Here is a 24,481-nt window from a genome sequence, read left to right on the forward strand (position 1 = left end):
CCATTACCACCGTCTCACCTATCCAACGTTTATCTCAGGATGTGATCAGCCTGATTGCTGCTGGGGAAGTGATTGATTCCCTGGCGGCTGTTGTGCGGGAGCTGTCGGAAAATGCGCTGGATGCTGGGGCTACCAGGATTGTGATTCATTTGTGGCCAGAGGTGTGGCGGGTCCGGGTGACGGATAACGGCATGGGTATCTCCCGTGCTGACTTAGAACAAGCGGCCACGGCCCATAGCACGAGCAAGATTCGCACCTGTGATGATCTGAGTCAAATTCAGAGTCTGGGGTTTCGGGGTGAGGCGCTGCATAGTTTGGCGCAGCTATCGGACTTAGAAATTCGTAGTCGGGTGGCTGGGGCTGTGGGTTGGCGTGTGAATTATGGTGTAGAAGGAACGGTGACAGATATTGAGGAAGTTGCGATCGCGCCTGGCACTGTTGTCACCGCTGATGCTCTTTTTACACGATTGCCCAATCGTCGACAGGTGTTGCCGTCTGTGGCCCAACAGCTACGCCAGGTGCAACAAACTGTGCAGCAGTTAGCCCTGTGTCATCCCCAAGTTACCTGGCAGGTGGCCCACACTGACCGCGACTGGTTTACCCTGTGGCCGGGGTCTACGGCGAAAACTATTTTGCCTCAGATTCTGCGGGATGTGACGGTCCATGATTTAGCGAACGTAAGTTTGACGGCTGATGATTTGGGGTGTGCGCATGGGCAGTTGAACCTGTTGGTGGGATTGCCGGATCGCTGTCATCGAGGACGTCCGGACTGGGTACGGGTGGCGATTAATGGACGAACGGTGACGGCTCCTGTTTTAGTACAGTCGTTGATCTATAACTTTCGCCGTACGTTACCCCGCGATCGCTATCCCGTGTGTTTTTTGCATTTGCGGGTACCGGCTGAGCAAATTGACTGGAATCGTAATCCGGCTAAGTCGGAGATTTATTTGCAAGATACGGACGTGTGGTGCGATCGCATTGCCCTTGCGGTTGAGAAGACGTTGCGGCTGTCTAATTTGACGGACAGTGCTCAAACTCAGCGTACTAAGCAGCTGTTTAAGGCGGCTGAGGTCGCTGGTAGTTATGGTCCTAGTAATCATAATCTGCCGAGTCAGCTTAAGGCTGTTGCCCAGGTTCAGGAGACCTATATAGTGGCTGAGCACAGTGGTGGCCTGTGTTTAGTGGAGCAGCACATTGCCCATGAGCGGGTTATTTACGAACAAATTAAATCGCGTTGGCAAACGGTTGAGATCGAGCCAGCGATTATTTTGAGTCAGCTTAGTGCCCGTCAGGTTGAGCAATTGAGGCGGTTGAGTTTAGAGGTAGACCTATTTGGTGAAAATCTTTGGGCTGTGCGTTCGGTACCGGTACCGTTGGCGGAGCGAGACGATTGCGCAGATGCTCTGCTGGAGTTGAGTTTAGGTGGAGATGTTGATGAGGCGATGGTAGCAACGGCTTGTCGTACGGCAATTCGCAATGGGACGCCGTTGACGTTAGAGACAATGCAAACGTTGTTGGATGATTGGCAGCGGACTAAGAATCCAAGGACCTGCCCCCATGGGAGGCCGATTTGTTTGACGTTGGAGGAGTCGAGTTTGTCGAGGTATTTTCGGCGGCATTGGGTGATTGGTAAGAGCCATGGGTTGAGGCAGTAGGGGCATGTTTTATACATGCCCTGAGATAACGCCTGCTATTTGACAAAACTCTCTGGTACGAGGGTTGTAGGGCGACGTCCCGCCCTGCCCAGGGGGTGTGGGCTTCGACGTGAGCTCAGCCGAACGTGAATACGGAGGGACCCCACGCAACCGGTTTTGGTTCCAGCCGAGAAGCTACATAAATGAAGACTTACAGCTACCCCTTCAATCAATGCGTTCAGACTACGAGGCTGTACGAAATCCTGACTGATAGCGCCTGTTATCGCAGGGCATCCACAAGGGAATGCCCCTACAAGATTGTCCATTTTTAGGGGCTAAGGAAAGAAGGTCCCCCCATAACCGGTTTTGCATCCAACCCAACAAGCCGATCAGACACATAATCCCAAACCCTATCAATCAAATCAGGTGCATTAGCATCAAACCACTCAATCGCCTTTTCCTTCCTAAACCAAGTCCGTTGCCGCTTAGCAAACTGCTGCGTATGACGAATCACCAAAGCAGCCGCTTCCGCTAAACTTACATCCCCAGCTAAATGTTGTTTAATCTCCGCATACCCTAGCGTGTTTAATAATGGCAAATCCGCACCGTAACGATTGATCAAGGTGTGCACCTCGTCTACCAAACCAGCATCTATCATATGGTGGGTGCGTTGGGCAATGCGCTGACGTAGGTCCTCACCACAGTCCAAGCCCACATATATAAGGGGATAGTTCGGCGGATTTTCGCCTTGTTGGGCCGAAATAGTATGTCCAGTCGCATAATAAACCTCTAATGCACGCAGGGTGCGAACGGCATCATTGGGGTGAATCCGCTGAGTCGCTGCCGGGTCTACTTGGTGTAAAAAGGCATAACACTGGGGTTGACCTAACTCAGTCAGTTGCTGACGCAGGTTTGGTTGAGGTGCAACACGAGGAATAATTAAACCTTTTGCGATCGCATTCACATACAACCCTGTCCCACCTACCAACAAGGGCACCTGCTCTTGCCGTACGTGTATCTGCTGAATTAATTCCTGGGCCTTGGCTTGATAATCAGCAACTGTTAAAGTTTCAGTCGGCTCACATATATCAATTAGATAGTGAGGTACCTGCTGCTGTTCTGCTAAGGATGGCTTTGCCGTACCAATATCAAACTCACGGTATACCTGACGTGAATCTGCTCCCAAAATCACCCCATTTAACCGCTGAGCTATCTGCAACGCTAGGCCAGATTTCCCCGATGCCGTTGGGCCAACGACTATAATAAGGGATGGTACATAAGCACTAAATTTTAAACTGATTTTAGTCAATGAAAATTGTCCGTATATTTTACGTGTAAATTTTTTTGATCCATCCCTAATAAATACGCTTTCTAAAATCCATTCAGAATCGCTTTTAACACCGTTGTGCTAGAATTCGGGGGCACAATTTCATTTCTAATGCTATTGCGGCTTTACGACCGTCTTAGGAGATAGGAACGCATGACAACCGATTATGGTGCTGATCAGATTCAGGTGCTTGAAGGCCTGGAACCTGTGCGCAAGCGACCGGGTATGTACATTGGTAGTACGGGGCCGCGTGGTTTGCATCACCTAGTTTACGAGGTTGTTGACAACTCCGTAGACGAAGCGCTTGCGGGTTATTGCAAAACGATTACCATCGACCTTAATGCCGACGGTTCTGTCACCGTTACTGACGACGGACGCGGTATTCCCACGGATGTCCATGCCCGTACCGGTAAGTCTGCCCTGGAAACCGTCATGACGGTCCTCCACGCTGGCGGTAAGTTTGGCGGTGGTGGCTATAAAGTATCTGGTGGTCTCCATGGTGTGGGTGTTTCAGTGGTTAACGCTTTGTCAGAATGGGTGGAAGTTACTGTCTGGCGTAATCAAAAAGAGCATCTTCAACGCTACGAGCGTGGTGAAGCCCAAGGAGAATTATCAGTAAAAAGCGGTGCTGGTAGTCAGACGGGTACATCGGTCAGCTTTAAGCCCGACCAGCTGATTTTTACGGAGACCGTTGAGTTTGATTACAGCACCCTGGCCGGTCGTTTGCGAGAGTTAGCGTACCTCAATGCGGGTGTGGATATTACGTTCACGGATCATCGCTTAGAACTGCTCAAGGCAGATGAACCTAAAGTAAACCGCTACTTCTATGAAGGCGGTATCCGTGAATACGTTGAATATATCAATAAAGAGAAGCAGCCTATTCACCCAGACATTATTTACGTGACTGGCGAGAAAAACGGTGTCCAAGTAGAAGCCGCTCTGCAATGGTCTGTCGATGCCTACTCTGATAACTTGATGGGCTTTGCAAATAATATTCGCACTGTTGATGGTGGTACACATTTAGAGGGACTCAAAGCGGTGCTCACACGCACCATGAACAATTTTGCTCGCAAGCGTAATAAGCGTAAGGATAATGAGTCCAACCTTGCTGGTGAGAACATTCGCGAAGGCCTAACGGCGGTTATTTCCGTTAAGGTGCCAGAACCCGAATTTGAAGGCCAGACTAAAACTAAGCTGGGTAATACCGAGGTGCGCGGTATTGTTGATTCGCTGATTGGGGAAACCCTGAGCGAGTATCTAGACTTCAATCCCAATGTGGTGGATTCTATCTTAGAAAAAGCCATTCAATCCTTTAATGCAGCGGAAGCTGCCCGTCGTGCCCGAGATCTGGTCAGACGTAAGTCAGTTTTAGAGTCTTCCACACTGCCGGGTAAGTTGGCAGACTGTAGCTCCCGTGACCCCGCTGAATCAGAAATCTTTATCGTAGAGGGTGACTCTGCGGGAGGTAGTGCCAAGCAGGGGCGTGATCGTCGTTTTCAAGCCATTCTGCCGCTGCGAGGCAAGATTCTCAACATTGAGAAAACCGATGACTCGAAGATTTATAAAAACAACGAAGTCCAGTCATTGATTACGGCTTTGGGATTAGGTATCAAGGGCGAAGAATTTGATGCATCCCAGCTACGCTACCATCGCATTTGTCTAATGACAGATGCAGACGTGGATGGCGCTCACATTCGCACACTGCTGCTGACGTTCTTCTATCGCTATCAGCGAGCGTTGATCGATCAAGGCTTTGTATACATTGCTTGCCCACCCTTATATAAGTTAGAGCGGGGCCGCAGTCATACCTACTGTTATAGCGAGCAAGAACTCCAGCGAGGTATTAGCGCATTGCCTGCTAATGCAAAATACAATGTGCAGCGATTTAAGGGTCTGGGTGAAATGATGCCTACTCAGCTGTGGGATACCACCATGAACCCGGAGAGTCGCACGCTGAAGAAGGTGGAGATCGAAGATGCAGCGGAGGCCGAGCGGATCTTTACGGTGCTCATGGGTGATCGTGTAGCACCTCGCCGTGAGTTTATTGAGACCTATGGTCCAAAGCTGAACATGGCGGATCTAGATATCTAAAGTCTGACAACTGTCGGAGGGCTCAGTCGGTGATTGCGAAAATACAATACGGCTAAAGTCATTAGCCATTCCATCAATAGATAATAGAGCTGATTAGAAGCATAGTTGATTCCTTGCTTCTAATCAGCTTTTAGATTGTTAGCTGATGAGTATTTTGATGGTAGAGGTAGTCTGAGTGAGAAAAGACTATAACAAGCTTGTACGGGATAAGGTGCCGGACCTCATTGAGGCGGCAGGTAAAAAGTTTTTGACACTGCGACTTTCTGAAGATAAGTATAAAAGAGCTTTGAAACAGAAACTTCTGGAAGAAACTAGGGAAGTTCAGGGAGCTGAGTCTATAGCTGAGTTGACAGAAGAACTTGCTGATGTGGCGGAAGTGATGGATACATTGATTGTTGTTTTGGGTATTAGTTGGCAAGAGGTGCGAGAGGCCCAAAAACAGAAGAGGCTGGAACGTGGTGGATTTGAGGAACGGTTGAAATTGATGTGGGTTGAAGAAAAGGATTAGGAGTTGAGCACAGATGTGACGTTACAAGATGTAGCTATTCATGAGGATTATCGGAGCGATCGCAACGATCTAATCTGTGATTTTTATGTGCCTTGCCTGAGTCAGTCGGTGCGGTATGACCGAGCGGTGGGCTTTTTTTCGAGTACGTCGATGGCGGCGGTAGCATGTGGGCTGGCGACGTTTATTCGGGCTGAGGGAAAAATGCGGTTGATTGCGTCGCCTCAACTATCGGCGGAGGATGTGGAGCATTCAAAATGTGGATATGATGTTTTGAGGATAGCGTGACTTGAAGAACCTTGAAAGCGTTATGGGTAATACCCTCGAAACATTAGAATTACTAGACTTTTATGGCAAAAAATTTCAGAAAATCCGGGTAGACCGTGCTCATGGTATCGCGCCTCATAAGCCAATTCTATTATTGTCTGTTATTGAACATATTCAAAAACACCAGATTCAGGAAAACAAAATATTCCTACAACCTCAGCTGATTCACACTTTCCTCAAATACTGGTTGTATCTAGGTTCAAACACCCATAACCCTGATATTTCAAAGCCATTCTTCTTTATGAAAAGCGGTAAGTTCTGGCACCTATGGCCTAATCGTCAATTTGAGTCAGTGCTCTCTTCTAAGGTGAAACTTAAAACCTTTGCTGAAGTAAAGCGAGTGATTAAATATGCTTACTTAGATGAAGATTTATTTGAACTGCTTCAACAGCCTATTCCCAGGGAAAATTTATTACGGGTATTAGTCAGCAAATGGTTTCCTGGACAGATAGACAATATTTTTGATATTGCAGCGATTGACAAACTAGATGATACAGAATCTAAGTTGTTGGAAAAATATGCCCGTTTCTATACCCAGGACAATGTAGGGCCTATTCTGAAAACGGTTTTAAGCTGATGTCTTCAGATCTTCTTTACTACGCTAAGAAGTTTTCTAAACTTCGAGTCAATTATAACCGTCAGCGTGGTGTAGCGCCCCATAAGCCAATATTATTGCTTTCAGCAATTGAACACCGTAGCCTCTAAGACTAAAATCAGAGGATTAAATGCTCTGAGGAATGTTGTGAAATATGCCTACGTTGATGACGCTTTGTTCTCTCTTTTAACAGCCAGTGAAACTAGGCGAGAGCTGACTGATGTACTTATCAACAGTTGGTTTAACCATCAAGCAGAGACAGTTGAGGAATTATTGTCCTACGATGAATTTGAACAAACCCAGCTCAAACTGTTTGACAGTGGTGGAGCGACGTATACCGTAGAAGATCTGAAAGATCAACAACGCATCTTTGTCCGCAATGCCGCGTTTAGACGCATTGTTACATCCTTATATAATCAGCAGTGTGCTTTCTGTCACCTCAGAATTGTTAGCGATAATAATCACAATATTGTCGATGGCTCCCATATTTTGCCCTTTGCAGAATTTCGGGATGATCGTTTTGATAATGGTATCTCCCTTTGTAAAAATCATCACTGGGCATTTGATCATGGCTGGTTTGGCATTGATGATAATTATCGAATTATTGTTGCCAGGGATCGTTTATATGAGGAACCCTCTGAGTACACAAGACAGATAAAGGATTTTCATGGTGAACAGATTCTTCTACCTGTTGAAACTGAGTATGAGCCCCGTTTATCAGCCATAGAGTGGCATCGTGAGTACTGGGGAATTGCCAGCTGAAACAACTCAAAGACCTTAGAGGTCTTTGAAATAAAGCGCTTTAAATTCATCAGCGGCTTCTGGCTGAATCTGTTTGAGAGCCTTAATTAGACTAACCACCGTTTCAGAGCTAGGGTCACGCACCTCATTGGCCCAGCGATAAATATTGGATGCACCGATACCCATCACGGCCGCCAATCGTCCCTGGCTAATGCCGTGGTTCTCCATCACCGTTTTTAGTACTTTACCTGCTCTGCCCATGCCTTTGATCCTTACAAAGGTCATAGCGTTTCGTATACAGTCCAATTGGACTGTGATATCTTGAGTAAGTCCAATTGGACTGTGCCTATTCGATGGATAGGTAATGAAAAGTGAAGAGATGGAGAGTGACAGTAGGGGCATTGCATGCAATGCCTGGAGCAGTGGTATGGAGTGGGGATGAAGGGTAGTGGATGAAGTACCGCTAGTGAAATACCTACCCCGTTAGTAAACTATTGAAAGCTTTTCGCTAACTCCCTTATGGCTCGCTGGTTTAACACAACAGGCCCTTGTGTCCAAACAAAGCACTACACATTGACCACAGCTCGCTGGTCAATGCCTGGATTAAAGCGCCTAATAGACCAGGAAAACTACTTTGTCCTCCACGCCCCGCGCCAAATCGGCAAAACCACAGCCATGCTTGCCCTGGCCAAACAACTGACCGACTCAGGGCAATATGCCGCACTGGTCGTCTCCGCCGAGCTAGGGGCTCCCTTCTCAGATGATCCAGGGGCCATGGAGTTAGCCCTACTAAACAGCTGGCGTGGCAATGCCAACATGTACTTACCTGCAGATTGCCAGCCACCCCCCTGGCCAGAGTCAACGGCTGGTCAACGGATTGAAGCAGCCCTAAATGCCTGGAGTCAAGCTATTCCAAGGCCGTTGGTGCTCTTTATTGATGAAATAGACACCCTACAAGATGCTGCACTGATATCAGTTTTACGGCAGTTGCGTAACGGGTTTCGTAGCCGTCCCCACGGGTTCCCCCAGTCTGTGGCACTGATTGGTTTACGGGATGTGCGAGACTACAAAGTAGCATCTGGCGGCAGCAACCGACTGACCACATCGAGCCCGTTCAACATCAAAGCCGAATCCATCACGATGCGAAATTTTACAGCGGCTGAAGTAGCAGAGCTGTATCAACAGCATACGGATGAAACAGGTCAGGTCTTTTCAACCGCTGCCACAAATTTAGTGTTTGAGCTAACCGATGGCCAACCCTGGTTAGTCAACGCCCTGGCCCGTCAGCTAGTAGAAGTGTTAGCACCAGACTCCGCCATTACCATTACGCCAGACCTGGTGCAGCAAGCCAAAGAGATTCTCATCAAGCGTCAGGACACCCACCTGGATAGCCTGGCCGAGCGCTTACAAGAAAAACGGATCAAAGCCATCATCGAACCCATGCTAGCGGGTTTACCACTACCGGTCACGTCCAATGATGATCGTCAATATTTGGTGGATCTGGGTTTGCTCAAGCGTTCTCAAGCCGGTGGATTAGTGGTCACAAACCCAATTTATCGGGAAGTACTGGTGCGCTTTTTAGTGCAAGGCTCCCAGGACAGCTTGCCCATGATCGCTCCCACATGGCTAACGGCTACGGGCGAGCTGGATACTAAAGCGCTGTTGGATGCATTTTTAGCCTTCTGGCGACAGCATGGTGAGCCATTGCTCAATAGTGCGGCTTATCACGAAATCGCCCCCCATTTAGTATTGATGGCATTTTTGCACCGGGTGGTCAACGGGGGTGGCACGTTGGAACGAGAGTATGCCATTGGTAGCGATCGCATGGATCTTTGCCTACACTATGGCAATGTCACCTTGGGCATTGAGCTAAAAGTATGGCGAGACAAAAGGGCAGATCCGCTGGAGGCAGGTCTAGAACAGTTAGACAGCTATCTAGACCGATTAGATCAGAACCATGGCTGGCTAGTTATTTTTGATCGCCGAACCCAGGCACTTCCTATGGCAGAACGCCTAGCCACGAAGACCATACAGTCAAACGGACAGAGATTAATTACCGTCATTCGAGCATAGTATTTGTTCGTTCTCAATCGACTGGCTGGCCAATACCATGAACATTACCGTTATTTATGTTGAGGCAGATGTCCCAAACCTGATTACCCCATAAAGGTTTATGACTAAACGCTGCTATGCCGATACAGTGCCCCTATGTCATTTAGTCCACACACCACAGTTTACAAATTTGAGGTACTGTCAGCTTCATGAATCAGAACAACATGGCAGAAAACGTTAGCCCTTTGCCCTCGCAAGTTGAGGACGTGATACAGCAATGCAAAAAAGTCCTTGAGCAGCATTATCAGCAGCGTCTTACCGATGTGTTTCTGTATGGTTCAGCAGCTCCCTAAACATCGGCTATCTGCTGGAGAGCAACAGCTCTTAGCCATTGCCCTGCTGTGGGGGCTGGCCAATGCTTCAGGGCGACAGCTTCCTGTTGCTATTGATACTCCCCTGGGACGGCTAGATTCGGAACATCGTCAACACCTGGTTGAACGCTACTTTCCCCAGGCCAGCCATCAGGTGTTGTTGCTGTCTACGGATACTGAGATTCGAGAAGAAGAGGTGGGGGTGTTGCGATCTCAGTCCTCTATTGCCCGTGAGTACCTGCTTGATTATCATCCCAAGAAACGACAGACCACAGTGAAACTAGGATATTTTTGGTAGACATGCAAGCCCCCAGTGACCGAATCAAACTCTCACAGCCCGCAAAAGATCAGCTGATTAAACTCAAGCGAGTTACCAAGATCCAAAACTGGAATGTTCTTTGTCGCTGGGCACTTTGTCGATCATTGGCTGAAAAGTCCCCACCATCACCTGTGCCTATTCCTGCGGACAGTAACGTAGAAATGACATGGCAAGTATTTGGTGGTCCTATTGCTGATTTGTTACTAATTGCCCTTAAGCAGCGTTGTCACGATGACGGTATAGATACCGATGATGAAACCCTTGCTCAGCCACTAAGGTTACACCTACATCGAGGAATCGGCTATCTTGCTGGTGATCCCAACATCAAAAAACTTGAAGATTTTATCGAGCTAACAACGTTGTAGAGATTGAATGAAACGCTATAGTCTTTCAGAAACCTTCTTCTGCTCATCAGTCGATGACTTTTTCTCATAGAAAATAAGCCCGACTCGATTAATGTGATCAATCACATCTGGATCTTCAATATGGCTAAAAATCGACAGGTCAAATAGATACGGCAACAATAAATCATCTAACTGATGTTCAATGGATAACAACTGCTCGTGAGAAATTTGCTTACCTACGAGAGTTAAATCAATATCTGAACCGGCTCGATAGGTACCTTTAGCTCGTGAACCGTACAAAATAACCCGTTCAATTTCAGTATATTGCTGAAAAATACTTGAAATATCCTCAATAGTCTTCGATTCAAGGCCAAATTTTAGGTTTTTACTCTCCATTCTGTAGTTCCTCAGTCTGTAGAGCCTGCATCTTGACTTGCAGTTTTACAAACAAATCAAAGAATCGACCTTTTATATTGGCTGCGATCGCTTGAGCCGTTGTCTGATTGTAAGTATGGCTAGTACGATTTCGCTCTTTAATCATATCCATCCAGCTACCACCATCTTCAATTAGACCCACATTAAAGGCAAGACGGGTGGCATCGCGAGAACCATAGATGTTTTGATTTCCTTGATACTGTAAATAATCTTTCAAGACATTCCAGGCTAGCTCATGGGTATATTCAAACGCCTGGATTAACCCTTGCTCTTCCAGTTCATTCAATTCACCCTTATCAATAAACTTCGTAAGCTGAGCCAAGGCTCGTTCATAGTTTGCAAATCGCTGCTTCCATCGAATATCTGGATCCGTCATAGAAATGAGCCTAACTTACCTCTTGTTTTAGCGCATATCGCTTATCAGGAAGTTTAGTAAACCATGCAGGTGATACCGTCCGCTTTTTCCCTTCACTATCACACCGCCGCTCAATTGCCGAGCGTACAATTTGCCTCGGGCTTTTAGCATTAAATGTATAGAGATTTTTCGCTTGGATAACTTGACGCCCTTGTTTTTTCGCTAGGGTGCCATCTTTACGCAGTTCACCATGTTTTCTTAGCCGATACTGGGGTTGCTTAATTCGCCAATACAAAGGTCTTAGTTGCTGTAACGGAGCCAAATATGCCCACTTAGGATTTGCTACCACACGGTCTAAAGCAGAGTCCTTCTGTACCAGCGGGCATCCAATACATCCCGTTCGAGCATTCATCGGCTCCGTCTCACCTAGCTCATCTTGAGGATCGTGGCCGTATACTTCCGCGATCGCAAACGTCGGATAACCCAGATCCACATCCGCCTGCACCAGCCAGTCCCAAATATGACACACACGCCAGTGCAGCAAAGGAGCCAGTGTATCTGCCACCGCATTGGCCGATGAATGCTGAAACCACCCCTGACCGCATTCACCGCCATCCTTCGTGCAGCTCATGGCAATCCGCTGGTCTCGCGCCGCGCTCTCCCCAATGCGCACACCCGTCAGCATCAAAAACTTTTCACCCCTTTCCTGCCGCAGCGTCTCCAGTTCCCGCTCCATGCTCATCACCTTGAGCTTAGGCGTACACCAACGGAACGTATTACTCGGTGGCGGTACACCACGCCCGAGCATGTAAACAAAGTAGCGATGGTCCAGCTCAGGCAGCACTACACGAGTATCGAACCCTTGAGAACGCAGCTTATCCAGCAGGTTCATTGCCGCATTGTGCAAAGGGGGTAACTCTTGACGAGTATCAGCGTACAAAATCGTGACGCTCTCGGGCTGTGGAATTCTACCTATTTCTAACAAATGAGCAACTAGCGTTACAGTTGCTGAAGAATCCTTACCACCGCTAAACGCAATGGCCCAATGCTTGTATAAAGCTCCATAGGCGGCCAGGGAGTCGATGGTCAGCTCAATGCTGCGCTCCAATGACAGTCGTTCAGTTTCAAATAGACTGAGATTTCGCATCAGGCTCCTAGGATTAGCGCTAGTTTATCTATTAAACGCTATATCTAGAGTGCATTAAAGAATTAGTTCACACAGGAATGTTTAGTTTATCTCAGTTTTAGAACATATGTATTGAGTTTGTAGGACCATGGCATCTTTCCCAGCGATGACGTCTGAGCGGTTGGTTTCTGCGCCACCTAATCTGGTGCAGCAATGCCAGCACAGTACTTTAGGAAAATGCTTGCCAGGGGCCTTTTATGTACACATTTCCACCTTACGTCATCTGGATAAAGCATTACAGCAATACGAGGCTAAGGCTCGCCCCTATCTGCGAGACGATATTCCTCTGACCCTAGTTAAATTTCATTTCGAGCAGCCTAAGCTGTCTTACCTTTACTACCCTGACTTTGATCAGGTAGCCCATCCTGCCCTCCATGCCAGTGTTCAAGTTAGTCTCGCCACTGGGCAGTTGCTCTATCGTGACTATAGCCAAACGCTTAATCCACCCGTCTTACATCGCAAAGAAACCTTTGTTGCTCCTGATTATCCACGCTATCAAGACTTTGTCGAACTGACACGACAACAGGAAGCATTTGGTCTGTTGGATAACTCGCGGGTAATTGGCACACAGCAGGGATGGCAGACTCGGCTACAGCAGCACAAACTGATCATTCATGACCATGCCTTAGCGTGTCCGCTTACGCCTAAACAAGCGATCTCAAAACCAAAAATTGAGCGCCATAAAGCTGCTATCGTCCGTAAGGCACTTTCTAAGCCGATTCGCTTAGCCCTGGAAGCCGGTTTATTTACCTCACAGACAAGTTTTTTTGACTACGGCTGTGGCCATGGGGGGGATGTCAGTCGCATCGGTCAGAAAGGATTTCAGTCCATGGGCTGGGATCCGTTTTATCAGCCGGATACTCCGCAACAAACAGCTGATATCGTTAATCTGGGCTATGTCATCAATGTGATCGAAGACCTGACAGAGCGGCGAGATGCTTTGCTTCAAGCTTGGCAGCTTACCCAGCAGGTCATGATCGTAGCTGCTCAGGTGCTAGTAGCCGACAGCCGCCGAGGTCTGGTGGCTTACGAAGACGGGATTATTACCCACCGTAATACATTTCAAAAGTATTACGAGCAAGAGGAGTTAAAAGCCTACATTGATCAGGTTTTGGGCGTGGATGCGATTCCTGCTGCTTTAGGTATCTACTTAATCTTTCGTGATCCAGCCCAGGCCGAAGCGTTTCGCGCATCGCGATTTCGTTCTCGGGCAACAACGCCTAGGGTTCGTCTCAGTGTTAAACGCTTTGAGGAATACAAGGCACTGCTCCAACCGCTGATGGATTTTGTGACTGAGCGAGGCCGAGTGCCAACTGCTGATGAACTGTCACCCGAACAGCTAGAACCATTGACCCGTGAGTTTGGTTCGGTGAAGCGGGCGTTTAATTTGGTAGTTAAGGTGACGGATACGGGGGAGTGGGATGAGATCGCATCCAAACGTCGCCAAGATCTCTTGGTATATCTGGCCCTCAGTCACTTTGATAAACGTCCCAAACTACGCGATTTAAGCCCACTTGTAAAAAACGATATCAAATCACTCTTCGGCAGCTATCGCCAGGCCTGCACAGCAGCAGATCTGATGTTGCTGAGTCTAGGTAACCTGGAACTACTAGCCAACCACTGCCAACAAAGCACAATTGGTAAACAGATGGCCAATTCCCTCTGGGTACATCTGTCAGCTTTAGAGAAGCTTGATCCACTGCTGAGACTATATGAAGGTTGCGTATCAAGAACTCTAGGCCGTCCGACAGAAGTCACAGTCATCAAACTTAATTACACCAAACCACAAATTACCTATCTGTTTTTCCCAGATTTTGATAATGTACCACATCCCATTTTGCACACCAGCATGAAAGTTGGCTTACAAGATTTACAAGTGCGTTACCGAGACTTTGATCCACAGGACAATCCGCCTATTCTCCTCCAAAAAGAACAGCTTTTATCAGCTGACTATTCTAACTACGACAAATTTGCTAAACTCAGCCGCCAAGAACAGGATTGGGGATTATTAGACGGCTCTAGCTACATCACTTTCAATGAGTGGAATCAACGTCTTGATGAACAGTGCGCTCAGTTGCAAGGATACCGATTAGTATGGCGTAAAGATGCTGATCCCTATACCCTTAAGTTACGCAAGTCTCAGGTTCGTGCTCGGCAGAAAGTGAAGAGTAAAGAGTAGAAAGGAAAGAGTCACTCTTCATCCCTTCACCTGCCTCTGCCAATGCTGTGCACCCTGCTTAGTCGGTGTCCCTTGTTCGGTAAATGCCCAAATCTGTCGCTTATGCTGTGGCCCATAGCTAATGTGGATGGGACGATTTGGTCCGTAGTAGTAAAGCGAGTCAAAGGGTAAGGCCTGGCCTAAGATCCACTCCACCAGGGCATTACTGTCTAGGTCCACAATTCTAAAATCACAGGCAGCCCCTAAGCGATCGCAATAATAACGACCATGACGATTTTTCTCACAGGCCATGTGTTGATCCACACTGGGGGTAGATTTGCCATTCTTTAGGCCTGTCAACGGATCTTTTTGGGCCAAAAATCGCTTTAAATCTGACGAACAAAATCCATAGGTCAGCTCAAATTGTGTCTGTCCATACTGGTCTATGACAGGGTCAATAATGTAATTACATAGTGCCTGTACAGCTGGAATAGTTTCTTCCAGATTTTTAGGAAATGGTTCAATTGAATCTGACCATCGTCGATAGGTCTGTGTGCATGTGCAAAATTCTTCTAGATTCAGATAGCGCCCCAAACGAATCGATCTTTGAGCTTTCATTGCAATACACTGCTAGGCTAGCCATATCTTAGCTCTACACATCGTGAGCTTTCGAGTCTTGGACGAGCACTAAACATTCAGCATCAACTTTGCTAAGCATCTCTTGAAAAGCAGGTGTGTATTGGCCGTTTTCATCAACGACCCGGCGTAGAATATATTCGCCAGCTCTGGGTAAACCGCCAAACCAGAGATTTTTACGTTGCCACACATCGCCATGTTGAGCATTTTCATCCTGGCGCAGGGTTGCATTAATAATCACCTTTGGTACAGGAATACCAAAGGTGATAGGCGTAATTTGAGCCAATTTCAAGTCATTATCCTGAAATTGAATTTTGTACCGAAATCTAGAAATTTGAGCTGCCCGTAACAACAGCCATCCTAAAAATGTGTGATGAAAGGTCCATTGAGTTGGCCCGGTTACAGGTAACGTGAGGCAATTCATTTTCTCATCCCACTCCAGGTTATACATGGTAATGCAGTCATCCGGTAGGGGGTTGCCATCCATATAAAAGATGCCTTTCAACACAGTTGGGAGATTTGTGGGGTGTGTGGCTGTCATCCAAGTGGCAATATCCTCAAACTTTTGAGTAACTACGGTACTTTTCATGCTTGTTAGTCCTATGGCGAATGTTGCGATGACTGTTCAGTGACTAGAAGTTGTTATTGTCTGCTGTTGGAGAACAGAGAATTTACAAATGCCTATGATCTCTCGGCCAAATGTCTCCGTAGGGGGATGCATTGCCATGCGATCTTCAACATCGAGGCACATGACTCTTTATGCCTTAGCCTTAAACCCCTGCAATTCCAAATCATTAGGAGTAACGGCAGTCACTTTTTCAAAATCCCATTGCACTTCTGTAAACTGTTCCCACTGATAGCGCTTCAAAAGGTAGATGCAGAAAACTTTGATCAGCTCAATGGATAGGGATTTACCTGGGCAAACGCGTTCATGGTCATCACCATTCCACGATAAAAGGTCAGAAAAATCTCGTTGGGTGGAAAAGCTATCTGGTTTTTTATATCTATTGGCGTCCCGATTAGCGGTGAAGATGGAGCCAAGCAGTCGCGTACCCTTTTGGAAAGGACATTTCTGACTGCCGACTTTGACCTCCCCTGCCTCTGTTGCCAGTTGGCTGACAAAGCGTACGGGGGGATATAGCCGAGCTGTTTCTAAAATAACCTTATGGAGAAGGGTGGCCTGGCGCAGCATATCCCCTGGGATTGGTTCTGTTCCCTGCCATAGGGTATTTATTTCTTTAATGACATCCTCGCGCAGAGAATTATTGACACATAAAATACCAATTACAGATCCTAATAAAGCACTTGTACCGGCTGTACCGGCAATGTGAATCATATCAAACAGGCCATTGGCAATTTGCTCTGAATTTAGCTGGTACTGCTGCCCTATTTCTACATAGGTCGCCCATTTGGGAGATGTTTGATATCGCTGAATTAGATGTTTGCGATGTTTAATAATGGGACCCGTCTTAAAGGCCAGCAGATAGCGACTCATAAAGTTGGGTAGAGATGCTAGTGGTAAGCCTTTTATATAGCTACGGGAGGCTGTGACTTCTTCTTGAGAAAGAGATATTTGAAATACTAGATGGTGCAAGATTTTGACCATAAACCGGGGGAGATCATTGCCAATATGCAAGGTCCCCTGGCTGGATGCTTCTGATAGAAGGCTGTCAATATATTGGCCTATGTCATCCCCATGTTCAAAGGGATCAGGTAAAGCTTGTTGAAAGATGGCTCGAATCCCAGTATGTTCTTTGCCATTTGTCCCCAAGCTCAGCGGGTGATTCAGCATGTAGCTAGGAGCAAGAATTCTAATGATGCCCAGGTCATTGCTGCGCACCTGCGGCTCAATCTGCATTAGCTTCTTTACCTGGGCATGATCAGCATGCATGATGGCATGATCGACGGCAAAAAATGTGTTACCGATGTGATTTTTACGAATGTATAGAAAATCTCGCCATGCTTTTAAGATGGTGAACCCCTCTTTGTAATAGGCCATTAAACGTAGCAACTTTCCACGGGGGCTGTTATATCCGAATTTTTCTAGCTTTTTAGAGAGCTTGATTTGGTTATCGTGGGTTTTAAGAACTTTTTGAGTTAGTGCATTGATGTCCATGATAATTGCATTAGGTAGGGGGTATCTAGCTGATGTTCGACGATCAGTGCGCTGAGAAATTGGGCATGTGCCAGAGAGAGAATACAACGGGTGTATCTAGATATTGATGCTTTGGGGAATATTCTTGGGTAATAGATATTCGTAGGCGGGACGATTGCGATTTCGCTGGTAGATCACATCTGTGATTTCTTCTAATCGATTCTGGAAACGTTGCAAGGGGGCTTGTACTTGAGTGTCTTGAAAATGTCCCTTTTCGTACTGGCCTAACTCTGTAAAATGCACGGAGCCAAGCAAGTGCAATAGCTTGAGCTGTTCTTGGGCTTGGTTTAAAGGCGGTAACAAACTCAGGTAATCTTCTTTTGTGGTCTGTTCTCCCAGATTTAGTAACTCATCATAGCCAGCGGTCGGCATTGCTGGGGTGAAGCTCATGATGTCCTTTTGGGGAAAATTCACAGCAGCGTGTTGAGCACTGGCGGTAAAAATAATTAGAGTAATGGCATCAATGAGATACGTCAGGGTTTGCAGCAGCGTTTGCAGTTGTCCCTCAGTTTCACCAAACTCTATGACGCGACCGCCATCATAAGCAATGAGTTCCTGTGCCCAGGCTTGCAAATTAGCGTCTTGCTGTACAGCAGCGTCATCGGCATAGTACAGCTTGAGATAGTCCTCTACCCAATGGTGGATGGCGTCCCAAATTAAGATGCCGTCATCACGGTAGGGGTAGATGGGTAGGCTGTTTGTGTCGTCTACACCGCGCTGTTGGAGCTGCTTGGGGAACATGGCGGCATTGAAGCCATAGGTTTGTACCCCCAGGACGGCAAATACTCGGGACGCGTCGATGGTTGCTGAGAGAATTTTGTTAACGCCACCACCGGCAGCAATCAGCTTGGCCTGGGCTTCGTTGTTGATGGCCAGCATGCCTTGGAAGTGGGGGCGCAGGAGGAGACTGAGGGGATGATTGTCGGGTAGCTGGCGGTGGGTGGCGATCGCAAATGGCCCAATGAACAAATGAGTCCGCGCCAGATGGGTAACCGCCTCATGGAAGTTCGCGTCGGCAACCTGCACAATGGTCTTAGCGCAGAGCCATGCATAGGGATTGGAGTTGGGTGTATGGATGGGAAAATCATTAGGGTTTTGCCCACATTGAATGGCCACCGGACGCAGACGACGATCGCCCACATCGGCTTTCGGTACAGCAAATAAAGCTAGGGGGGCGTAAAGATATTTCTGATCGGCGGGAAATGAGCCATTGATTGCCCCCTCTAGAATGGCGTAATCCGTCAGGTATACACGTCCCTCGGCATAGGCCTCTGTCAGAGAATCCGCTGCTCCCATGACGGCTTGATATTGAGTCTCTGTGATCGGCAGCCGTGCCTCAGGTTCTGTCAGTCGCTGTAGCATGACCGGATTAGGCCCAGCTACCCGCATGGATGCAAATACCTCATCCTCCTCATAGGTATAAGCGATAGCAGGTAGATCAATGGTTTGGAATAGCTCCTGAAAATCTTTGATGTCATCCCCTTTACCTTTAGGAGAGTCCAGTATTAATTTTTGCTGTACGTTAGCTGCAAAATCTCGGAGGAAATCAGCGCTGACACTTTTGATAATGTCTGTAATCAGATCTTCAATCTCTTCTACATTGATAGATAATCTGCCGAATAAGAGTCTAGGGGTATATTTTGCCCCTTGCCAGAGAATCTTTAAGCGAGAAAAACCTTTATAATCTACCAATGTTTCCTTAACCGTTTCTATCAGAAACATTTTGACATCATCGGCTGCTCCAGATTTACCCTGATCTCCACGATTAGCAATAATGGTGTTAACGAGTAGTTCAAAACCAACCTTGGCCACTAACAACCGCCATCTAGGAGCAAACTCCTCCTCTTCTGACAGTTTGTCTACCATGGCCACAGGTGGGATATGGGTATAGTTATACTGATATTGCTGCTTTTTTTCTTGCAGATTTTGATTTTTATAGCTTGCAGTCATTATAGTCCCCCTCAAAAAATGAGTTGTTTTCTGCAAACACCCATTGATTGATGAAAGTATGGAGATCTGAAAGGTCTCCTGAGAACAGGCTTCCAGATCTTTAAATACACTTTATTTAGCCCATATTCCGCACTTAAATTGATATATTCAAATCCTCTTGAGAAAATCTATGTATTAAAGGTTTTCAGGTGTCAGAAGATTATTAATGTATGTAAAACAGTGGGATGTGAGATCAGATAAGGAACTCATTAAGAGCTCAAAATACTGTTTTCACGAGTGTTTATGTCAAGGATGTGAGGGCAACACACACATGACAAGATATTCAGTAGTCAATACCTATCTAGCCAAAGTATAAGCATTCAGCTGTGATCTGTATCAAAATGTTGCAAGGTCGCAATAAAGTCTGAGGTACTAACTGACCTATGGCTTATCGTTCATCCCAACGAAAGCGATAGAAGAAGTAACCATCCTGGAAAGCTTGTTCATCTAGAACATGATGGATCCAGTTTTCATTGATTAAACGTTGGCCAACCGTGACGGCATCTGGTCGAGAAATCTTTAGATGAGCTACTAGCCAATCTACAGCTTCACTGCCGACAAAACATTGCGGATAGCTCTTGAGATGAAACTGACGTTCTTTAATATGGATGCCGCCAACGTTTCTCATTGCCGCAACTAACTCTTGTAAATCTAGAGTAAGCAGGGGACTCACCTTTTCCACAGTCTTATCGTGATACCAGAGGGTGATGGTATCGTACTCTTCGACAAGAATCATCGGTTGGCCTTTAAGTTCTAAAACCTTTTGTCGAGCTTTTTGAATAGCGGTTAACCGATCTTGCTGTTCGTAGGTTTCACCTTTGATATAGAGCTTGCGCTGATATTCTAGGCCCGGTATCTGAACAATTTGGTTGCCAATACGACTATTCAGGGTACAAAAATCAACTTGTTCAGCTTGAAGTATAAACATAGATGGCTCCTGATAATCATGGGGGTTTAAAGAAAATGCCTCAGTTTGAGTGAAAGATAATGTCTCTACTGCTGTGAGAAGCCACAAGATGGTTGGATCAGTGAGTGTTGAATTAAATCCTAACGAACTACTATAAACTGAGTTGTTGAATCTGTTGTTGTAAGCGAGTCAGCCTTTGACTTAAGCCAGGATTGTGACGTGTTTGAAGAATGCGTTGGATGCGATCACACATCAAACGATGGTGCCGTAGGGTAGTTTCTCGATCAGCTTCTAAGCCATACCGTTTCTGATTAATTTGGTCTTCTGGCAAGCCATGGAAAACGCCACCATCGGTGTACTGAAGACTGCCCTCAAATAAATCAAAAATACGAGCGTTCCCCGTAATTGGCCCCTGAGCGTCTTGACAGCCATAAACATGCAAACTGAGAAACGGCTCACGACCAGGGTTGCCCATGTGGTGAATTAGACTATGGTCCACTAGGTGAACCATGCCAGGGCTATAGTGAGCCGGTTGTAAGGTGTATAAGACTCCTTGCGTAAAGGTGTAGATGAAATGTTCTGCGGCCCCAAAGCATTGCACCGCGCCCCATTGGGTGGCTCCATGATCGTGGATAGCACTAAAATCACCAGGCATCCAGGACATCACCATGATTTCAAAATGCCCACCGTCAAAGACGAGCTGACGACCATAGCTATCGGTGACAGGATGATTAAAATCAGCCCACGGCATCAAGTCTTGGGCTGAAATGTCAGCCTTTACGACCATGGTTTGAATGTCTTCAGGGGTGAAATCAGGTGTTTCTTGAAGACTATAAATCAGTTTTTGCAGATTAATGGGGTAGGTGGCAATGGATATATCCGTTGACGCTGGAAAAGCAGCTTGAATCATTTCAAAAACCTCAATTAGGTCTAACAACAGAATGCAAACCTGACGAATGTTATTATTCGACCGTGGGCGAATGCCCTCAGTGCCTCAACTAAGGGCATGTTATCGAGTCGAAATTATTCAAGAATGAGAGAACTCTAAAAAGTAACTATAGAAATTCCTGATGGAACCTGAGTGACTCCTAAGAGCTGGATAAAATGCACTGCATGATAACAACGTCATGCCAGGTGTCATTCATAAAGCCAATCTCTTTTTGAATACCAACGATGTCAAATCCGTAGCGTTGATGAAAACGAATGCTGCCTTGATTAGCCGCTAAAATTTTAGCCACAATGTGGTGATAGCCATAGTCTTTAACCTTCGCCATGAGGGCCTTTTGTAACTCGCTACCATATCCTTTGCCGGTGGCTGAAAAACTTAGATAAGTAGAGGTTTCGCAACAGAATTGGTAGCCGATGCGATCGCTATAGCGTTTGATAATGCTCCAACCGATAACGCTGGACCCTGCATCAGCCACAATCAAGGCTTCACGGGGGTGCATTTTTTGGACGATTGCCTGAATATCCTGTACTGTCTGAGGTTGACCATCCATGGTGATACCGCCATGGACAATGGCTTCATTGTAGATAGATGCGATCGCAGCATAATCTTGAGGTTGTGCTGAACGAATATTCAAAACCACTGTGTCAGCCTGAATGATTTTAGACATTACGCTACTCCAACCATTGTTGATGAGTCAATCTGCGCATCAGTGCGTTTGGCATAGTCCAGCATCCAGCTAATTAAACGATCCATCACTGGTTGCCCGGTTAATAGTTCCAAACGGGCAAAACCACCAATATTACCGGCATTGATTTCACTAATACGCCAGGTACCGTCGTCATCCAACAAAAAGTCATAGCCCAGGGTATGCAACCCTAGTGCCTGATACTTGCCGACAGTACGGTGGATGGCATCCACCTCATCAGTTGTAATATCCGCCAGGGTACACCCCCCATCGCTGCTGACATTATTGACCCAGTGACCACTTTGAGAACGGCGTAAATAGCTGCCATAAATTTCGCCGTCTACCACCACCACACGTTTATCTCCAGCGTTGGTGCGCGATAGATATCGACAGAATTGCAGCGGTTCAGTTTGATTAGTCTGTAGCTGCGCCATGACAGCCGCAAATGTCGACCATGATTGTTTCCCGGTCACAATATTGTCAACATGAAAAGTCCCATCCCCATACCAGATTTTGAAAACACCCCGCCCGCCACAGCTGTTGGCCTGTTTAGCAACGATGACTTGAAACTGCTCAAAAAATGCCAGCGCTGTGGTCCAGTTGGCTGTAACTATGGTTTCAGGGATATAGTCCCGAGCAATTCTCAGTAAAAACTCAGATTTCATCTGTTCTTTTTTGCCCGATGGTCGATTGACAAAACGCACCACCTTTTCCCAGGTGACTAAGGCATCTAAATACCCTATGGGAAAGGGCTTGAGGGTACGGCAAAAGACCACATCAATGTCGTGTAAGCTAAGCCAGTGTTGAGCGTGCTCGCCTAGCTTTAAAAATGCTTTATAGGGTAAGTCTCCGACTGATGGGGCTGTTTGCACTTGCGGAAACTGGCTGGTAAACACCTGGGGTGTGGGAATGTGGTAAAAATCTAACTTGGGATCGAGAGAAAGCTTTTGGTAAAAGGTGGGGACATCCAGCGGAGGACTGCCATATTGTGTGGGGTCGCAAATACTCAGAAGTTTCATAGATACTTGAAAGGTCTTTAGCTAAAGAACCGTATCAAGATGAAGATAGCCTTTAAGGGCTATGATCAAACCCTGAAAAATTTCGAAAATCAGCAGTTTTGCTGGACAATGCCTTAAAAATTGTAATTTTTAGTTGAGAATCAGCTCACTCTAATTTAGGCTTGCTTAGATAGCGATCAGGTTTATATTGTTCTTGTTAACATGCATCCTGCTAACGTTCTTTTGATCCTGGCCTTCGCAGATGGTGCACTGATGGTGTTTTCCCTAAGTGGTTCGATCAATAGTTAGATGATCGAGGGAGACGTCTATGTCCAAATCATATTCCATCACAAAGTTACAGAACCATGCAACGGGTTCGACCATTTGTAGTTTGCGCCAGCGTAACCCGATGGTGCGACTCAAGCTTAAGTCAGTCATAGATACATAGGTGATGGCGGTCAGATCTGCCCAAACAGGCATGATGCTCATGCCCATGCCTACCTGAATCAGGGAGATGACCCATTCTTCATTGTTGGAAGAATAGACAATGTTTGGCTGGATACCCGCGTCTGCAAACAATGTGTCATAAGCTCGCCAAAATTCACAATTAATGCGCTCAATGTAGGGCTGTCCATCTAAATCTCTAAGGCAAGCACTTGTAGCTTTAGCTAAGGCATGATCACTAGGGACCGCTAAGGTGAGGGGTTGATGAAATAACAATTGAGAATTTTCATCGCTATCTTGTTCCTGTAACCAGGTGATGGCTACGTCAATTTTTCCCTGCTCTAGCCAATCTTTTATATCTTGCAAATAGCCGTTTAAAACAACCACCGTTACATTGGGATATTGCTGCCGAAATGCGCCAATAAGTTTGGCAATATGATGGCTGCGTAATGTATGTAGCGTGCCAATGCGTAATGTAGGCTGCTCTTTTAGTTGTTGTAAATCCTGACGTGCAGCTTGATAGGCCGCCAGAATAGATTTAGCACTTTCCTGAAATCGCTGACCTGCAGGTGTTAATAAAGTGCGCCGCCCACCTCGTTCAAATAAGATGACATCTAATTCTTGTTCTAGTTTTTTGATGCCCGCAGAGAGAGAGGGTTGGGATACATATAACAGCTCTGAAGCTTTAGTAAAGCTCTGAACGTCTGCAATGGTTAAGAAATACCGAATCTGGTAGAGATCCATAACTATAGATACCGTCTATCGGTTCAATCAGAAAAAACGCCTTGTTGAGTTTTGGAAACCGCTTGATGATAGTTCCTGAAGTGAATGAAACGCAAGTTGTTATTAATTTGAGGCTACCATGGCACATCTGCAAAATCTTAACGAAGCAGGGGTTGCATTACAAGGATATGATCCAGTTGCATATTTTTCTAATCAGCCTGTTGAAGGCGATGCCAACATTGCTGTCACCTATGAAGGTGCAATCTATTACTTCAGCAGTGAGGGCAATAAATTAATCTTTGAAGGATCTCCTCAACAGTATGTTCCTCAATATGGTGGCTTTTGTGCAGTTGCTGTGTCCGAAGGTAAAACATTTCCCATTAATCCCCATGTCTATTCGGTAGAAGATGGTCGACTATACCTTTTCTATAATGGCAAGCTAGGTAACACAAAGCCCCAGTGGGAGGCTGATGCAGACATGCGTAAAGCCAATGCCGATGAGCACTGGAAAAATGGTGATTTGACCGTAGTATACCCCACAGTAGAGTACTAGAA

The 24,481-nt window shown here is 46.4% G+C and carries 25 protein-coding genes and 1 pseudogene; 12 read left to right on the forward strand and 14 right to left on the reverse strand.

Annotated elements, in window-relative coordinates; all coding sequences use genetic code 11:
* Positions 1-2: 2 nt before the first annotated feature.
* Positions 3-1,655, forward strand: a complete 1,653-nt coding sequence (gene mutL, locus DXZ20_RS32080; RefSeq protein WP_163671873.1) for a DNA mismatch repair endonuclease MutL — start codon at positions 3-5, stop codon at positions 1,653-1,655.
* 307 nt (positions 1,656-1,962) lie between these two features.
* Here the strand turns inward: mutL and miaA are convergent, their stop codons facing one another.
* Entirely contained in the window at positions 1,963-2,943 is a 981-nt protein-coding gene (miaA, locus tag DXZ20_RS32085; RefSeq protein WP_163671034.1) for a tRNA (adenosine(37)-N6)-dimethylallyltransferase MiaA, read from the reverse strand.
* A gap of 171 nt (positions 2,944-3,114) precedes the next feature.
* Here miaA and gyrB point away from each other — a divergent pair, with 171 nt between their 5' ends.
* The 5 genes from gyrB to DXZ20_RS37940 all read left to right on the forward strand — a co-directional run bounded on the left by gyrB (position 3,115) and on the right by DXZ20_RS37940 (position 7,241).
* Positions 3,115-5,052 carry a DNA topoisomerase (ATP-hydrolyzing) subunit B gene (gene gyrB, locus DXZ20_RS32090; RefSeq protein ID WP_163671035.1) on the forward strand — a complete coding sequence of 646 codons (1,938 nt, stop codon included), beginning with the start codon at positions 3,115-3,117 and terminating at the stop codon, positions 5,050-5,052.
* A gap of 175 nt (positions 5,053-5,227) precedes the next feature.
* The gene (locus tag DXZ20_RS32095; RefSeq protein WP_163671036.1) at positions 5,228-5,560 is read left to right on the forward strand and encodes a pyrophosphohydrolase domain-containing protein; all 333 of its coding nucleotides are present in this window, start codon (positions 5,228-5,230) and stop codon (positions 5,558-5,560) included.
* Between the two features lie 15 nt (positions 5,561-5,575).
* On the forward strand, positions 5,576-5,845 hold the full coding sequence (locus DXZ20_RS32100; protein ID WP_163671037.1) for a phospholipase D-like domain-containing protein: 270 nt from the start codon (positions 5,576-5,578) through the stop codon (positions 5,843-5,845).
* 22 nt (positions 5,846-5,867) lie between these two features.
* Positions 5,868-6,461, forward strand: a complete 594-nt coding sequence (locus DXZ20_RS32105) for a hypothetical protein (protein ID WP_163671038.1) — start codon at positions 5,868-5,870, stop codon at positions 6,459-6,461.
* A gap of 165 nt (positions 6,462-6,626) precedes the next feature.
* On the forward strand, positions 6,627-7,241 hold the full coding sequence (locus DXZ20_RS37940; RefSeq protein ID WP_348918279.1) for an HNH endonuclease: 615 nt from the start codon (positions 6,627-6,629) through the stop codon (positions 7,239-7,241).
* 15 nt (positions 7,242-7,256) lie between these two features.
* On the opposite strand, the gene DXZ20_RS32115 is transcribed toward DXZ20_RS37940, so the two are convergent.
* The gene (locus tag DXZ20_RS32115; RefSeq protein ID WP_348918744.1) at positions 7,257-7,505 is read right to left on the reverse strand and encodes a helix-turn-helix domain-containing protein; all 249 of its coding nucleotides are present in this window, start codon (positions 7,503-7,505) and stop codon (positions 7,257-7,259) included.
* 234 nt (positions 7,506-7,739) lie between these two features.
* Here DXZ20_RS32115 and DXZ20_RS32120 point away from each other — a divergent pair, with 234 nt between their 5' ends.
* The 4 genes and pseudogenes from DXZ20_RS32120 (at position 7,740) to dndE (ending at position 10,327) form a co-directional block, all read left to right on the forward strand.
* Positions 7,740-9,293, forward strand: coding sequence for an ATP-binding protein (locus DXZ20_RS32120; protein ID WP_163702842.1), 1,554 nt, complete (start codon positions 7,740-7,742; stop codon positions 9,291-9,293).
* A gap of 188 nt (positions 9,294-9,481) precedes the next feature.
* Positions 9,482-9,625 (forward strand): hypothetical protein, encoded by a 144-nt coding sequence (locus DXZ20_RS37945; protein ID WP_163671040.1) that lies wholly within the window; start codon positions 9,482-9,484, stop codon positions 9,623-9,625.
* Positions 9,612-9,941, forward strand: a pseudogene (locus DXZ20_RS32125) (DNA sulfur modification protein DndD); the annotation flags it as partial. The gene DXZ20_RS37945 and the pseudogene DXZ20_RS32125, both read left to right, overlap by 14 nt.
* A 2-nt stretch (positions 9,942-9,943) precedes the next feature.
* A complete protein-coding gene (gene dndE, locus DXZ20_RS32130; RefSeq protein WP_163702843.1) occupies positions 9,944-10,327 on the forward strand; it encodes a DNA sulfur modification protein DndE in 384 nt (127 codons plus the stop codon).
* Positions 10,328-10,342: 15 nt separating this feature from the next.
* On the opposite strand, the gene DXZ20_RS32135 is transcribed toward dndE, so the two are convergent.
* From DXZ20_RS32135 to DXZ20_RS32145, 3 genes are read right to left on the reverse strand one after another with little or no spacing between them, the layout of a single operon-like run.
* Positions 10,343-10,702 carry a nucleotidyltransferase domain-containing protein gene (locus DXZ20_RS32135; RefSeq protein WP_163671042.1) on the reverse strand — a complete coding sequence of 120 codons (360 nt, stop codon included), beginning with the start codon at positions 10,700-10,702 and terminating at the stop codon, positions 10,343-10,345.
* Positions 10,692-11,117, reverse strand: a complete 426-nt coding sequence (locus DXZ20_RS32140; protein ID WP_023071818.1) for a nucleotidyltransferase substrate binding protein — start codon at positions 11,115-11,117, stop codon at positions 10,692-10,694. Before DXZ20_RS32140 ends, DXZ20_RS32135 begins: the two co-directional genes overlap by 11 nt.
* A 10-nt stretch (positions 11,118-11,127) precedes the next feature.
* A complete protein-coding gene (locus DXZ20_RS32145; protein WP_250566000.1) occupies positions 11,128-12,243 on the reverse strand; it encodes a phosphoadenosine phosphosulfate reductase domain-containing protein in 1,116 nt (371 codons plus the stop codon).
* A 127-nt stretch (positions 12,244-12,370) separates the two neighbouring features.
* Between DXZ20_RS32145 and DXZ20_RS32150 the strand changes: the two genes are divergently transcribed.
* Positions 12,371-14,461: a DNA phosphorothioation-associated putative methyltransferase gene (locus DXZ20_RS32150; RefSeq protein WP_163702844.1), complete on the forward strand. Its 2,091-nt coding sequence runs from the start codon at positions 12,371-12,373 to the stop codon at positions 14,459-14,461.
* 18 nt (positions 14,462-14,479) lie between these two features.
* Here DXZ20_RS32150 and DXZ20_RS32155 read toward each other — a convergent pair whose 3' ends face one another.
* From DXZ20_RS32155 to DXZ20_RS32195, 9 genes are all read right to left on the reverse strand, one after another.
* On the reverse strand, positions 14,480-15,058 hold the full coding sequence (locus tag DXZ20_RS32155) for a hypothetical protein (protein WP_163702845.1): 579 nt from the start codon (positions 15,056-15,058) through the stop codon (positions 14,480-14,482).
* Positions 15,059-15,092: 34 nt separating this feature from the next.
* Complete coding sequence (locus DXZ20_RS32160; RefSeq protein ID WP_163702846.1) at positions 15,093-15,665, reverse strand: hypothetical protein; 573 nt, start codon at positions 15,663-15,665, stop codon at positions 15,093-15,095.
* Between the two features lie 168 nt (positions 15,666-15,833).
* Positions 15,834-17,192, reverse strand: a complete 1,359-nt coding sequence (locus tag DXZ20_RS32165; RefSeq protein ID WP_163702847.1) for a cytochrome P450 — start codon at positions 17,190-17,192, stop codon at positions 15,834-15,836.
* Positions 17,193-17,288: 96 nt separating this feature from the next.
* On the reverse strand, positions 17,289-19,181 hold the full coding sequence (locus tag DXZ20_RS32170) for a lipoxygenase family protein (protein WP_163702848.1): 1,893 nt from the start codon (positions 19,179-19,181) through the stop codon (positions 17,289-17,291).
* A gap of 427 nt (positions 19,182-19,608) precedes the next feature.
* The gene (locus DXZ20_RS32175; RefSeq protein WP_163702849.1) at positions 19,609-20,148 is read right to left on the reverse strand and encodes a mechanosensitive ion channel protein; all 540 of its coding nucleotides are present in this window, start codon (positions 20,146-20,148) and stop codon (positions 19,609-19,611) included.
* A gap of 130 nt (positions 20,149-20,278) precedes the next feature.
* A complete protein-coding gene (locus DXZ20_RS32180) occupies positions 20,279-21,037 on the reverse strand; it encodes a cupin domain-containing protein (RefSeq protein ID WP_163702850.1) in 759 nt (252 codons plus the stop codon).
* 178 nt (positions 21,038-21,215) lie between these two features.
* Positions 21,216-21,743 (reverse strand): GNAT family N-acetyltransferase, encoded by a 528-nt coding sequence (locus tag DXZ20_RS32185; RefSeq protein WP_163702851.1) that lies wholly within the window; start codon positions 21,741-21,743, stop codon positions 21,216-21,218.
* Positions 21,743-22,780, reverse strand: coding sequence for an ATP-grasp domain-containing protein (locus tag DXZ20_RS32190; RefSeq protein WP_163702852.1), 1,038 nt, complete (start codon positions 22,778-22,780; stop codon positions 21,743-21,745). The genes DXZ20_RS32185 and DXZ20_RS32190 overlap by 1 nt, the downstream gene beginning before the upstream one ends.
* A 264-nt stretch (positions 22,781-23,044) precedes the next feature.
* On the reverse strand, positions 23,045-23,947 hold the full coding sequence (locus tag DXZ20_RS32195) for a LysR family transcriptional regulator (protein ID WP_163671050.1): 903 nt from the start codon (positions 23,945-23,947) through the stop codon (positions 23,045-23,047).
* A gap of 118 nt (positions 23,948-24,065) precedes the next feature.
* Here DXZ20_RS32195 and DXZ20_RS32200 point away from each other — a divergent pair, with 118 nt between their 5' ends.
* A complete protein-coding gene (locus DXZ20_RS32200) occupies positions 24,066-24,479 on the forward strand; it encodes a YHS domain-containing (seleno)protein (RefSeq protein WP_163671051.1) in 414 nt (137 codons plus the stop codon).
* The last annotated feature ends 2 nt before the right edge of the window (positions 24,480-24,481 follow it).

This window comes from Adonisia turfae CCMR0081, assembly GCF_011009555.1.
GTDB classification, from domain to species: domain Bacteria; phylum Cyanobacteriota; class Cyanobacteriia; order Phormidesmidales; family Phormidesmidaceae; genus Leptothoe; species Leptothoe turfae.